11 protein-coding genes are annotated in these 12,783 nt (G+C 45.5%); 5 read left to right on the top strand and 6 right to left on the bottom strand.

Going from position 1 to position 12,783, the window contains the following annotated elements; translation table 11 throughout:
- Positions 1-5: 5 nt before the first annotated feature.
- The 5 genes from acnD to R7P35_RS15500 all read right to left on the bottom strand — a co-directional run bounded on the left by acnD (position 6) and on the right by R7P35_RS15500 (position 6,314).
- Positions 6-2,597 (bottom strand): Fe/S-dependent 2-methylisocitrate dehydratase AcnD, encoded by a 2,592-nt coding sequence (gene acnD / locus R7P35_RS15520; protein WP_169629147.1) that lies wholly within the window; start codon positions 2,595-2,597, stop codon positions 6-8.
- Positions 2,598-2,753: 156 nt separating this feature from the next.
- A complete protein-coding gene (prpC, locus tag R7P35_RS15515; RefSeq protein WP_033906152.1) occupies positions 2,754-3,896 on the bottom strand; it encodes a 2-methylcitrate synthase in 1,143 nt (380 codons plus the stop codon).
- A 132-nt stretch (positions 3,897-4,028) separates the two neighbouring features.
- A complete protein-coding gene (prpB, locus tag R7P35_RS15510) occupies positions 4,029-4,925 on the bottom strand; it encodes a methylisocitrate lyase (protein ID WP_005388185.1) in 897 nt (298 codons plus the stop codon).
- Positions 4,926-4,937: 12 nt separating this feature from the next.
- The gene (locus tag R7P35_RS15505; RefSeq protein WP_042523755.1) at positions 4,938-5,651 is read right to left on the bottom strand and encodes a GntR family transcriptional regulator; all 714 of its coding nucleotides are present in this window, start codon (positions 5,649-5,651) and stop codon (positions 4,938-4,940) included.
- A gap of 264 nt (positions 5,652-5,915) precedes the next feature.
- Positions 5,916-6,314, bottom strand: coding sequence for a GFA family protein (locus R7P35_RS15500; protein WP_017633774.1), 399 nt, complete (start codon positions 6,312-6,314; stop codon positions 5,916-5,918).
- Between the two features lie 266 nt (positions 6,315-6,580).
- On the opposite strand from R7P35_RS15500, the gene R7P35_RS15495 reads away from it, so the two are divergent.
- The 5 genes from R7P35_RS15495 to R7P35_RS15475 all read left to right on the top strand — a co-directional run bounded on the left by R7P35_RS15495 (position 6,581) and on the right by R7P35_RS15475 (position 11,478).
- Positions 6,581-7,552: a tripartite tricarboxylate transporter substrate binding protein gene (locus R7P35_RS15495; RefSeq protein WP_213904983.1), complete on the top strand. Its 972-nt coding sequence runs from the start codon at positions 6,581-6,583 to the stop codon at positions 7,550-7,552.
- A gap of 238 nt (positions 7,553-7,790) precedes the next feature.
- Positions 7,791-8,285 carry a tripartite tricarboxylate transporter TctB family protein gene (locus R7P35_RS15490; RefSeq protein ID WP_005388179.1) on the top strand — a complete coding sequence of 165 codons (495 nt, stop codon included), beginning with the start codon at positions 7,791-7,793 and terminating at the stop codon, positions 8,283-8,285.
- A 19-nt stretch (positions 8,286-8,304) separates the two neighbouring features.
- On the top strand, positions 8,305-9,831 hold the full coding sequence (locus R7P35_RS15485) for a tripartite tricarboxylate transporter permease (RefSeq protein ID WP_042523757.1): 1,527 nt from the start codon (positions 8,305-8,307) through the stop codon (positions 9,829-9,831).
- A gap of 279 nt (positions 9,832-10,110) precedes the next feature.
- The gene (locus R7P35_RS15480) at positions 10,111-10,626 is read left to right on the top strand and encodes an adenylate kinase (protein WP_042523759.1); all 516 of its coding nucleotides are present in this window, start codon (positions 10,111-10,113) and stop codon (positions 10,624-10,626) included.
- An 81-nt stretch (positions 10,627-10,707) separates the two neighbouring features.
- Entirely contained in the window at positions 10,708-11,478 is a 771-nt protein-coding gene (locus R7P35_RS15475) for a sulfite exporter TauE/SafE family protein (RefSeq protein ID WP_005388172.1), read from the top strand.
- 293 nt (positions 11,479-11,771) lie between these two features.
- Here the strand turns inward: R7P35_RS15475 and R7P35_RS15470 are convergent, their stop codons facing one another.
- On the bottom strand, positions 11,772-12,743 hold the full coding sequence (locus tag R7P35_RS15470) for a TAXI family TRAP transporter solute-binding subunit (RefSeq protein WP_005388171.1): 972 nt from the start codon (positions 12,741-12,743) through the stop codon (positions 11,772-11,774).
- Positions 12,744-12,783: the final 40 nt, after the last annotated feature.

The following is a 12,783-nucleotide window of genomic DNA, read 5'->3' as shown; positions in this document are numbered from 1 at the left end:
ACTCCTTATTGTGCCAAGAAATCTTGCGCGAAACGCTGCAGAACACCGCCCGCGTTGTACACGTGAACTTCGTCAGCGGTATCTAAGCGACAAGTAACCGGAACATCGACTTTATCGCCGTTGCTGCGTGTGATAACCAGCGCTAAATCAGCGCCCGGCTTGATTTCTCCAACCACGTCGTAAAGTTCCGTACCATCCAGCTCTAGCGTATTGCGGTTAACGCCCGACTTAAATTGCAGTGGTAGTACGCCCATGCCAACCAAGTTAGTACGGTGAATACGCTCAAAGCCTTCAGCAACAATGGCTTCTACGCCCGCCAGTCGAACGCCTTTTGCTGCCCAGTCACGGGATGACCCCTGACCGTAATCCGCGCCAGCCACCACGATCAATGGTTGTTTACGATTCATGTAGGTTTCAATCGCTTCCCACATACGAACCACCTGCCCTTCTGGCTCTACACGCGCCAGAGATCCCTGCACGACTTCGCCGTTTTCCTTCACCATTTCATTGAACAACTTTGGGTTAGCGAAGGTCGCGCGTTGCGCCGTTAAGTGGTCACCACGGTGAGTCGCGTAAGAGTTGAAATCTTCTTCTGGCACACCCATTTTCGCTAAGTATTCACCTGCAGCGCTGCTTGCGAGAATCGCGTTGGATGGTGATAAGTGATCAGTGGTGATGTTGTCGCCCAGAATCGCCAATGGACGCATACCAGACAATGTTCTTTCTCCCGCTAGCGCACCTTCCCAGTACGGTGGTCGGCGGATATAGGTACTCATCGGACGCCAGTCGTACAGCGGGTTGGGATTTTGCTCTTGATCATTCAGCTTAAACATCTGAATGTAAACTTGCTTAAACTGCTCAGGTTTAACATGAGTACCGACAACTGCATCGATCTCTTCATCGCTTGGCCACAAATCATTGAGATAAATTGGTTTGCCGTGTTGGTCCGAGCCCAATGCATCGCGCTCGATATCAAAACGAATGGTACCCGCTAGCGCATAAGCGACAACCAATGGTGGTGAAGCCAAGAAAGCTTGTTTGGCGTACGGATGGATTCGACCATCAAAGTTACGGTTACCAGAAAGCACCGCTGTTGCATATAAATCACGGTCGATGATCTCTTGTTGGATTTTTGGATCCAGCGCACCACTCATACCGTTACAAGTTGTACATGCGTAACCAACAATGCCAAAGCCAAGCTTCTCTAGCTCTGGTAATAAGCCCGCTTCTTCCAGATACAAGCGTGCAACTTTAGAACCCGGAGCAAAAGACGATTTCACCCAAGGTTTACGTACAAGACCAAGTTCGTTGGCTTTCTTCGCCACAAGGCCAGCAGCAACCACATTTCTTGGGTTACTAGTATTCGTACATGAGGTAATAGCAGCGATGATCACTGCACCATCTGGCAACTCGCCTTCTTTCTCTTCCCACGCTCCAGAAATACCGCGCTGTGCCAACTCAGAAGTTGGTAAACGACGATGAGGGTTTGACGGACCAGCCAAGTTACGGCTAACTGATGATAAATCGAACTCAAGTACACGCTCGTAAACGGCGCTATCAAGATCGTCTGCCCAAAGACCGGTTTGTTTTGCGTAATTTTCTACTAAAGCAACTTGTTCTTCATCTCGACCAGTTAGTTTCAAGTAATTGATGGTCTGCTCATCAATATAAAACATGCCAGCTGTTGCGCCGTATTCTGGTGTCATGTTTGAAATCGTTGCGCGGTCTCCGATCGTTAGATCACGTGCGCCTTCTCCGAAGAATTCAAGATATGAAGATACCACACGCTCATTACGAAGAAACTCAGTAATCGCGAGGACAATATCCGTTGCGGTAATGCCCGGTTGACGTTTACCCGTCAGTTTGACACCGACAATATCTGGTAGACGCATCATTGATGGTCGGCCAAGCATGACGGTTTCTGCTTCCAGACCACCGACACCTATCGCAATAACACCAAGAGCGTCTACGTGAGGCGTGTGACTGTCCGTACCCACACAGGTGTCAGGGTAGGCAATGCCCTGCTTTGCTTGTACCACAGGAGACATTTTTTCCAAGTTGATTTGGTGCATGATGCCATTCCCAGCTGGAATCACGCTGACGTTTTCAAACGCTGTTTTACACCACTCGATAAAGTGAAATCGGTCTTCATTACGGCGCTCTTCAATCGCGCGGTTTTTGTCGAAGGCATCAGGGTCAAAGCCCGCATGTTCAACCGCTAAAGAGTGGTCAACGATCAATTGTGTCTCAACCACTGGGTTCACTTTTGCAGGATCGCCGCCCTGATCTGAAATGGCATCGCGTAGACCCGCTAAATCGACTAGAGCGGTCTGACCAAGAATGTCATGACAAACAACGCGTGCTGGATACCAAGGAAAATCAAGATCGCGTTTGCGTTCAATTAACTGTTTCAGGCTATCTGTCAATGTGTTCGGGTCACAGCGACGGACCAGTTGCTCAGCTAGCACGCGAGAGGTATAAGGGAGTGTTTCATAGGCTCCAGGAGAAATGGCATTGACGGCTTCGCGTGCATCAAAATAATCCAGTTGAGTTCCCGGAAGCGGCTTACGATATTGAGTATTAATATTTGTGTTCATGGTTTGCTTCCATTCAGTCTTTACATCTTGCCTTCATCAAGGTTTTCCATTGCTCCAGAAACACAGTGATGAGAGGATCTCCTTCCTCTGTTAGAGAGAATGACAAAGGAAGGAGGTGGTCAACCAAAGCATATAATGCCCTCGTTGACCTTCGCGCTAGCGATTCTCGATAGGCACCCATTCTTGATGATCTGGGCCCGTGTAATCAGCACTTGGGCGAATAATACGGTTATTGGCACGCTGTTCATAAACGTGTGCAGCCCAGCCCGTTAAACGACTCATCACAAAGATTGGGGTAAATAGTTTGGTTGGAATGTCCATGAAGTGGTAAGCCGATGCATGGAAGAAGTCCGCATTACAGAACAGACCTTTCTCTCGCTTCATCACTGATTCAACACGCTCAGAAACCGCATATAGATGTGTATCACCAACTTGCTTCGATAACTCTTTGGACCAGCGTTTTATTAAGGCGTTGCGAGGGTCACTTTCACGATAAATCGCATGACCAAAGCCCATGATCTTGTCTTTATTGGCTAGCATTTTCATGATGTTCGCTTCCGCCTCGTCGGGCGTTTGCCAATCTTCAATCATTTCCATCGCCGCTTCGTTCGCACCTCCGTGAAGTGGTCCACGAAGCGTACCGATTGCTGCCGTGATACAAGAATGGATGTCTGACAACGTTGATGCACAAACGCGTGCTGCGAATGTAGAAGCATTAAACTCATGTTCAGCATAAAGAATAAGCGAGCAATGCATCACTTGTTTGTGCAGCGCAGATGGCGCTTTGTCTGTAAGTAATCGCAAAAAGTAACCACCGATGCAATCTTCAGTCTGATCCTCGGTGTTGATACGCACGCCATCATGACTAAAGCGGTACCAGTAACAGATGATGGCAGGGAACAAGGCTAGCATACGTTCGGTTGCTTTCAGTTGCTCCTCGAAGCTCATTTCCTGCTCTAGGTTACCCAATACAGAACAACCCGTGCGCATTACGTCCATTGGGTGTGCGCTTGCAGGAATCAACTCTAAAGCTTGTTTTAGCTCGGCTGGCAAACCTCTAAAGCTGAGTAGGTGTGTCTTGTACGCATCAAGTTCTTGTTGATTCGGCAAGTGACCGCGTAACAGAAGGTGAGCCACTTCTTCAAACTGTGCGTTGTTCGCAAGATCAGTAATATCGTATCCACGATAAGTTAAACCAGTTCCCGTTTTTCCGACAGTACATAAAGCTGTGCTTCCTGCGCTTTGACCACGAAGGCCTGCGCCACCTAATTCTGCTTTCTTTTCTGCAGTTTGAGACATTGTTTGAACTCCTTTTCTGTCTGACTTTTCCCTCTCTGGGGTGTTTTTAGCCAAACGAATTTCACGTTATTAGATGAGATAAATTCCGATTATCTTTTTCTTGGGCTTCCGTTTATTTTTGCTTTTCCCCCGCTATTTCCCTTCAGAGAATAACTGGTCAAGTTTGTCTTCGTAGTCGTGGTAATTCAGGTGCTGATACAACTCTTTACGTGTTTGCATCGAATCAACCAGTGCTTCCTGATTACCCACTTCTAGCAAATGTTTGTAGACCGTTTCAGCAGCTTTGTTCATGGCACGGAACGCACTTAATGGATAAAGCACCATGTCCACTTTTGCTTTCGCTAGCTCATCACAGCCATACAGCGGTGTCGCGCCAAATTCTGTAATATTCGCCAGAATAGGAACGTGCTTTCCGGTCGCTTGCTCAAGCGCATTTGAAAACTGAAGGTACTGGTCCAGCTTGTTCATCGCTTCGGGGAAGATCATGTCTGCGCCAGCTTCCACACACGCAATCGCACGCTCGATTGCGCTGTCCATGCCTTCAACAGCTAACGCGTCAGTACGAGCCATAATCACGAAACTTTCATCATTGCGTGCATCAACCGCGGCTTTTACACGATCAACCATCTCTTGCTGGCTGACTATTGCTTTGTTCGGACGATGACCACAACGTTTCTGTGCGACTTGGTCTTCCATGTGCACCGCTGCCGCGCCCGCTTTTTCCATCGCTTTGATCGTGCGAGCAATGTTAAATGCACCGCCAAAACCCGTGTCGATATCAACCAAAAGAGGCAAATCACATGCGTTAGTGATGCGGTCAACATCAACCAAAACGTCGTTTAATGTTGTGATACCGAGATCCGGCAATCCGTATGACGCATTTGCGATACCGCCACCAGACAAGTAAATCGCTTGGTGACCCAAGTTTTTTGCCATCATGGCGCAATACGGGTTTATAGTGCCGACAATTTGTAGTGGATTATTTTGTTCAATGGCGAGTCTGAATTTCGCTCCCGGTGTTAAGCTCATGACGAATTCCTTCTAGTCTTTGTCTAAACTTTCTGTATGTATAATTTGAGATTGGATGAGCTTTCGACTTCCTGATATGTGTCTTCTCATCAACATTTCTGCAAGCTCTTCATCGCGATTGCGAATGGCTTCCAAAATGAATTTGTGTTCGGTGAGCGCCTCATTCGGGCGAGATTGCGCACGTGGCGACTGGTAACGATACATCCGCAATAAGTGATAGAGTTCATCACACAGCAGAGATATTAACTTACTGTTTCTGCTCGCTTGGATGATGCGATAGTGAAAATCAAAGTCACCATGTTGATGGAAGTAAGACGCGCCTTCCATTTGGTCTATATGCTTGGAATGTGTCGACAATAGCATTTCCAAGCTTAAGAGCTCTTCTTGCGTAATGTGTCGCGCAGCTAACCTTGCTGCCATGCCTTCCAATGCTTCTCGAACGGCATAAAGTTCTATCAGCTTTTCCGGAGAAAAAGTGGTCACTCTGGCCCCAACATGAGGAATTCGCTCGATGAGCCCTAGCCCCTCTAAGCGCATCAATGCTTCACGCAAAGGCCCACGACTGACTTGATATTTCTTTGCTAGCTCAGGCTCTGATATCTTATGGCCAGGCTTCACATCGCCATTAACAATGACTTCAATCAGTGTTTCGGTCAGCGTTTCGGATTTGGTGTGTTCTTTCTCAGAACCCAGCACTTTACAACGAGCTTTCAACTCAGAGTTCATATTCAGATACTCTTGTTACCGACATCGAAATGTCTACAATTTCTTAACCTGAATATAAAGTAGTCGATCAAAGTGTCGACAATCAAGTAAATTGTCGACAATTTAGACTAAGGTCGTAATTTAAATGGGCCTAAAATGCCCATTAAGTGCCTTTTTTAGCAGAAATAAAGAATGGTGAGTTCATATTGTCGACAACTTATAAACCTTTAAGCTTATGATCTAAAAACTAAAAGCTCAGCTGTCGAACAATAATCGGATAAAAAACTATTCTTTAGGTACAAATTGATCAAAGACTTGTTGCGAAGTCATCTTTTGTGAAGCGGAATTGAGGTCATAATAAGCTGGCTTTTCATCGGTAAAAATCTCTAAAGTGAGTTTGAAATCTGGGTTATCGAACAAACCAGCGGAAAGAATGTACTCACCTGTCGGCAACAAATGGTAGAAAAGGTTTGTGCCACACTCACCGCAAAACCCCCTCACTCCCCAGTCTGACGACTGATAACGTTTAGGTTCGCCACCTTTAAACGTCACGTTAGGCCCACAATGCACCGCATGAAGTGCGCCACTCGACCATTTTCGACACATAGAGCAATGGCACAGGCTAACCTCATTTTTAACCTCAGCGATGACTTCAATTGCGCCGCACAAACACGTCCCTTTCATTCTCTTTTCCTCGTTCATTTTCCGTCATTTTATTATGGCCTACCAAAGCGTAAAGCCGCGTGACCTAACACCAACTTCTCGCCGTGAACTTTATGAACAAAATAACCGAAATGCTCAATATTCTCTTTATATCTCTTTTACAGACAGATATTTAACACTTAATTAACCTTTACACCAAGTTCAGCTTTAACGCTTACAAGGCATTACAACTGAGCAAAAACAATAAGGCTCAACTAAATAGAGTCGCTAACATAAGGAACGTGAACATGTTAAAGGTACTCAAACCAACGCTCGCCGCTTCAATCATCGCAGCTTCATTTTCATTCAACGCTCTTGCTGCAGATATTGAAAAAATGCACTTTCTTATCCCTGGAGGTGCCGGTGGCGGTTGGGACATGACCGCCCGAGGTACTGGTGATGTATTAATAAAGTCAGACATCGTCGAAACCGTATCATTTCAAAACCTATCTGGTGGCGGCGGTGGCAAAGCAATCGCACATTTGATTGAAACGACTGATCGTCAAGAAGATACACTCATGGTGAACTCAACACCGATCGTCGTTCGCTCGCTCAGTGGGATCTTCCCACAATCTTTCCGCGACTTGACTCCTGTTGCCGCAACGGTTGCCGATTATGGCGCCATTGTTACATCAGCCGATTCTCCTTACAGCTCTTGGGAAGATGTCGTTAAAGCTTTTAAAGAAAACCCACGTAAGGTGAAGGTTGCTGGTGGCTCTGCTCGTGGTTCTATGGATCATTTGGTTATAGCAGCAGCTTTCAAAGGTGAAGGTTTTGATGCGCGCAAAGTTCGTTACATTGCCTATGATGCAGGTGGAAAAGCCATGGCTGCCCTACTTTCAGGCGAAACACAACTGCTCTCTACAGGGCTAGGTGAAGTACTCGAAATGTCTAAGTCTGGGCAAGTGAAAGTGTTAGCGATTACAGCGCCAAAACGTTTAGAAGCTGCGCCTAACATTCCAACTCTCACCGAATATGGTAATGAAACTGTCTTTGCTAACTGGCGTGGATTCTTTGCAGCACCAGGCACAAGCCAAGAAAAGCTAGATGAATGGAATGCCGCATTTACTAAAATGTATAACACCGACGAATGGCAAGTCGTTCGAGACCGCAATGGTTGGATCGACAACTATAAAGCGGATAAAGCATTCTTCGCGTTTCTTGAAGATCAAGAGCAACAGATGGGTGACTTAATGCGCGAGTTAGGCTTCCTGAAGTAACAGTCGAATTGGGGTCCCTCAGATACCAACCTCAATGAATAACGTAGGTTGGTATTTCCCCATTGTATTTGCACTCTAAGTTTCACCGCATATGGACATTGTCGACAATCGGCATGCACACTCCTTTGTTTATATACCCAAAGCGGATCGACTAGCAGCGAAATGCTTAATTGTTAATGGTTTAGTTTATTCATTGACGTCCATATGCGGTCTTTTTTACTTTTGTTAGGAGTTGAATATGCCTCGTTCAACCAACTTTTTCACCAAAGAGTATTTGCTCTGTCGTGACCGCGTCGGCGCAATGATCTTTCTACTCTTCTGTCTTTGCTACGGTTATCAAACCTCGCAAATTCCATTGTTTCCAGGTGATGAGTATGAACCATTCACCGCACGTACTCTGCCAACCATCCTGACTTACGTTGGTGTCGGCCTTTCTTTGCTATTGCTGGTGACAGGACAACCAGACAAACAAAGTGGCGCAGTGCTGACCTTCAATTGGAAGTTACTGATTGCCTTTTTAATTTTAATGGCGCTCTACGGAGTGGGCCTGACTTATCTAGGTTTTGTGATAGCTACTGGTTTCTTTTTATTGGCTGGCTTTTATCTGCTCGGGGAAAGACGTAAACCCGTTCTGTTTGGCGCGTCGTTTCCATTCGTGATCGCGTTCTACTTATTACTCACTCAAGGTTTGGACATCTATCTCGAACCGGGTTTGATTTTCACCATCTGGTAGTCAAAGAAAGGACTGAATTATGTTAGATGGAATTCTACAAGGTTTATCCACCGCAGTAATGCCAATGAACATTATGATGGTGATCGTTGGTTGCTTCGTCGGTACATTTATCGGCATGTTACCTGGACTTGGGCCGATCTCAGCCATTGCTTTGATGATCCCAATTACTTATGGCCTAGAGCCCTCCTCTGGCCTTATTTTAATGGCGGGTGTTTATTACGGTGCGGTATTTGGTGGTTCTACATCGTCGATTTTAATTAACGCGCCGGGTTGTTCTTCAACCGTGGTCACAGCATTCGACGGCTACCCAATGGCTCAAAAAGGCCAGGCAGGTAAAGCATTAGCTTTGGCAGCTTATTCGTCTTTCACTGGCGGTACGCTATCTGCCATTATGTTGCTTGTTGCCGCACCAGCATTGGCTAGCGTCTCCCTTAGCTTCCAATCGTCGGACTATTTTGCGTTGATGCTACTTGGGTTATCAGCAGTCGCGGCTTTTGCGGGGAAAGGTCAGGTAATCAAAGCGTGGATGATGACCATTCTTGGTTTGATGCTATCTACAGTTGGAATCGATAAAGGCGTAGGCGTTGAACGCTTTACCTTCGGTTTAACGGATTTAATGGATGGCTTTAGCTTCTTGTTGCTTGCAATGGCGACATTCGCACTGGGTGAGACACTGATGGGCATTCTTAAACCATCAAAAGACACCAGCGATGAAGAACAAGAAAAGCTGAGCAACATTGGCTCAATGAAAGTGACCAAGGAAGAAATCAAAGATGTTGCGCCTGTTTCAATTCGCTCTTCAATATTAGGTTTCTTCACTGGCGTTCTTCCTGGCGCAGGGGCAACTATTGCTGCTTTTTTAAGCTATGGTATGGAGCGCAACCTCGCACCTAAAGAGAAAAAGGATGAGTTCGGTAAAGGCAGTATCCGTGGCTTGGTTGCGCCAGAGTCTGCGAACAATGCAGCATCTAGTGGTTCATTTGTACCGCTATTAACGCTTGGTATTCCGGGTTCTGGTACAACAGCAATAATGCTCGGTGCGCTGATCGCTTATGGTATCCAGCCTGGCCCTCGCCTATTTGTTGAACACCCAGATGTGTTCTGGTCAGTGATCATTTCCATGTACTTCGGCAACATCGTACTTGTGATCCTGAACTTACCGTTGATTCCGTATATTTCAAAGCTTTTGGCGGTTCCAAGAACGGTGCTTCTACCGATGATTTTATTCTTCTCAATCACCGGGGTTTATTTGGTCTCCTTTAACACTATGGATGTGTTCGTGATGCTGATTGTGGCTATAGCTGCCATTGCACTTCGGCTCGCTAACTTCCCGCTCGCACCTTTATTGCTGGGCTTCATCCTTGGAGGATTAATGGAAGAGAACTTACGCCGCGCATTAATGATTTCAGATGGAGAACTGAGTTTCCTATGGGAGCGTCCTATTACCCTTACCTTTACTGTTTTAGCTGTATTGGTATTGGCAAGTCCACTAATCGTAAAGCTGATTCAAAAGTTTAAAGCACAGCCAGTCAGCGTTGAGCAGTAATCGCTGTCTCTTTCAACCTAGATAAAGCCATCCATCGTGATGGCTTTATCTTCCGCCCTCCAAATCGTTCGCTTATTGTGCAGATGGTATTGACAAATCACTGTCGTTATATAAAGGTGATTGTATGAACACACACTTAGCGCAACTTAACCAACGAATTATCATCATTCCATAGGAATGGTGGGATTTTTTGATGCGCTCAGTATTTATCGAACCCACCCATAGCGGTGGGTTTTCTGTCTCTACCGTATGGGAAAAGCTCTCTTGGAGGCGGTCACAATGCAAAAAATAGCAGTTTTTGGTAAACCCGGCAGTGGAAAATCGACGGTAAGTAAAGTAATCGCGTCGGCTACCGGTCTTCCTCTTCATCAATTAGATTCAATAGTCTATAAACCAAACGGTGATCCCGTTGAGCGTAACGTTTTTGATGAAGCCCATAGCAATATACTAAGCTCAGATCGTTGGATTATAGATGGCCTTGGACCGCTCAGCTCTTTCAACGCTCGTTTAGATGCAGCCGATACTCTCATTTATATTGATCTACCATACTCAGTAAGCTATTGGTTTGTGACGAAACGTCTCCTTAAAGGACTTTTCATTAAACCTGAAGGTTGGCCTGATGGTAGTTCGGTACTGAAAGGAACGTTACAAAGCTACAAAGTTCTTCAGCAATGCCCTGCATTCTGGAATGATGACTTTATGTCTCGCCTCGAGGGGTACTCTCAAACTAAAGCCGTTCATGTCATCAAAAACGTTACAGAACTGAACAATTTTGTTTTGGAGCGGGTAAAGTAAACCTCATATCAGAACATTAGAGCATGTAGGTTAGAGCTTCTGAAGCTCTAACAATGAAAAAGAACATAACAAGGATTGTTTATGCTTTTAGAACTAGCACTTTTATTCGTTGCTGGCGTAATTGGTGGGATCATTAACTCCATAGCGGGAGGCGGAAGCTTTATTACTTTTCCGGCTCTATTGGCAGTTGGTGTTCCTCCTATTATGGCTAACGCAACAAACACGTATGCTTCATGTGCGGGTTACATTAGCGGAGCCGTCGGGTTCAGAGAAGAGATCATGAAGAACAAGCATGAACTGCTGTTCACAGTCTCATTCAGTTTAGTCGGCGGCGCTGTCGGAGCATATCTGTTGCTCAACACGCCAGAATCGCTATTTATGGAAGCTATCCCTTGGTTACTCTTATTTGCCACCGTGCTTTTTCTCACCGGTTCTCGTTTAACAATGCTAATCAAAACTGTCGCGAAAGAGCACAAACATGCTGGCATACTCGGAGCAATCGCGTTGGGTTTACTACTTGTTGGTGTCTCTGCTTACGGTGGTTTTTTCAACGCAGGTTTAGGGGTTATTGTTCTGAGCTATCTGGTAGTAGCGGGCCACCAAGACATTAATTTAATGAACGGTTTGAAATTGCTCGTATCTACGTGTGTTTCACTCATTGCTATCGTGATTTTTGTTGCCAATGGCTCCATTGACTGGCACACAGGTAGTGTTGTTTTGGTCGGTACGTTGGTAGGTGGGTATCTTGCAGCTCGTGTCTCTCGTCAACTGAATCCCAATCATGTTAAAGGGTTTGTTGCTCTTTCTTCTATTCTCATCACTATCTACTTTTTCATTGATGTTTATGTTTAAGCAAAACTTGTACAAGTGGATAACAATCCTACAAAAACACCAGCGCGAAAGATTAATGCAGGTAGCTTAACGATTTTTTGTGTCACTCCAGCGAGGTTAGGAATCTAATAACACTACACTGAGCGGCTAATGAAACCATTTTGATCACAAAGTGCTCGGATGGAAGATCCTATATCACGCTCCTTCGTCGCTGTACAGGATGACGAGAAATAGAAATATGCCACTCGCAGTTAAACAAGTGGCATTGTTCGAGAAAGATGGCGTTTTACATCAATAATAAGAGAAAGTAACGCTTACTTAATCAGCCCTACTTCTTTGTAGTATTTGAGCGCACCTGGGTGAAGAGGCGCAGATAAACCGTCTTTTACCATTTCCTCTTTCTTCAAGTTTGCAAACGCTGGGTGGAGACGGCGGAAATCATCGAAGTTTTCAAATACCGCTTTAACCACGTTATAAACCACATCTTCTGGTACCGCAGTAGAAGAAACAAACGTCGCGCCCACACCAAAGGTTTGAACATCACTATCTGTGCCACGATACATACCACCCGGGACATTTGCAACACGATAGAAGCTGTTGTCTGCAACCAGTTTTTCTACATTAGGTCCAGCTACCGTTACGATATTACTATCACACGACGTAGTGGCTTCTTTAATCGCTCCACTTGGGTGACCAACGGTATAAATCATCGCATCAATTTTGTTATCACAAAGTGCTTTTGATTGCTCTGCTGCTTTTAACTCAGAGACAAGCTTAAAGTCGTCGTTACTCCAACCATACTGGTTCATTAGCACTTCCATAGTACCTCGCTGACCAGAACCAGGATTACCAATGTTAACGCGCTTACCTTTCAAATCATCAAAAGTTTTGATGTTCGCGTCTTTACGTGCAACGACAGTAAACGGTTCTGGATGAACGGAGAATACGGCGCGTAGCTCTTTAAAAGGCCCGCTTTCTTCAAACTTACTGGTTCCTTTGTAAGCATGATACTGCCAGTCTGATTGCGCGATACCGAGGTCCAATTCACCAGCACGAATAGTGTTGATGTTATAAATCGATCCCCCAGTACTTTCTACCGAACAACGGATACCGTGATCTTCTCGCGATTTGTTAACCAAGCGACAAATAGCGCCACCAGTCGGATAATAAACCCCTGTTACTCCACCGGTACCAATCGTGACAAACGTTTCCTCCGCAGACGCAGAAAAGCCTGTTGTGAGTGCCGCCAAAGAAGCCGCAAGTGCGATTTGCTTAAACTTAAACATTGAACATCCCTTTTACTTGTGTTGATGACCGTTTAAGTAT

Source organism: Vibrio sp. Vb0304, assembly GCF_033338995.1.
Classification (GTDB): Bacteria; Pseudomonadota; Gammaproteobacteria; order Enterobacterales; family Vibrionaceae; genus Vibrio; species Vibrio alginolyticus.
The sequence above is the reverse complement of the archived record's forward strand: the minus strand, read 5'-3'. Positions and strand labels throughout refer to the sequence as shown.

What these genes read in the sequence shown, in the direction of transcription:
- acnD (WP_169629147.1), bottom strand. Translation starts at nt 2,597, where the DNA reads ATGAACACAAATATTAATACTCAATATCGTAAGCCGCTTCCGGGAACT.
- prpC (WP_033906152.1), bottom strand. Translation starts at nt 3,896, where the DNA reads ATGTCTCAAACTGCAGAAAAGAAAGCAGAATTAGGTGGCGCAGGCCTT.
- prpB (WP_005388185.1), bottom strand. Translation starts at nt 4,925, where the DNA reads ATGAGCTTAACACCGGGAGCGAAATTCAGACTCGCCATTGAACAAAAT.
- R7P35_RS15505 (WP_042523755.1), bottom strand. Translation starts at nt 5,651, where the DNA reads ATGAACTCTGAGTTGAAAGCTCGTTGTAAAGTGCTGGGTTCTGAGAAA.
- R7P35_RS15500 (WP_017633774.1), bottom strand. Translation starts at nt 6,314, where the DNA reads ATGAAAGGGACGTGTTTGTGCGGCGCAATTGAAGTCATCGCTGAGGTT.
- R7P35_RS15495 (WP_213904983.1), top strand. Translation starts at nt 6,581, where the DNA reads ATGTTAAAGGTACTCAAACCAACGCTCGCCGCTTCAATCATCGCAGCT.
- R7P35_RS15490 (WP_005388179.1), top strand. Translation starts at nt 7,791, where the DNA reads ATGCCTCGTTCAACCAACTTTTTCACCAAAGAGTATTTGCTCTGTCGT.
- R7P35_RS15485 (WP_042523757.1), top strand. Translation starts at nt 8,305, where the DNA reads ATGTTAGATGGAATTCTACAAGGTTTATCCACCGCAGTAATGCCAATG.
- R7P35_RS15480 (WP_042523759.1), top strand. Translation starts at nt 10,111, where the DNA reads ATGCAAAAAATAGCAGTTTTTGGTAAACCCGGCAGTGGAAAATCGACG.
- R7P35_RS15475 (WP_005388172.1), top strand. Translation starts at nt 10,708, where the DNA reads ATGCTTTTAGAACTAGCACTTTTATTCGTTGCTGGCGTAATTGGTGGG.
- R7P35_RS15470 (WP_005388171.1), bottom strand. Translation starts at nt 12,743, where the DNA reads ATGTTTAAGTTTAAGCAAATCGCACTTGCGGCTTCTTTGGCGGCACTC.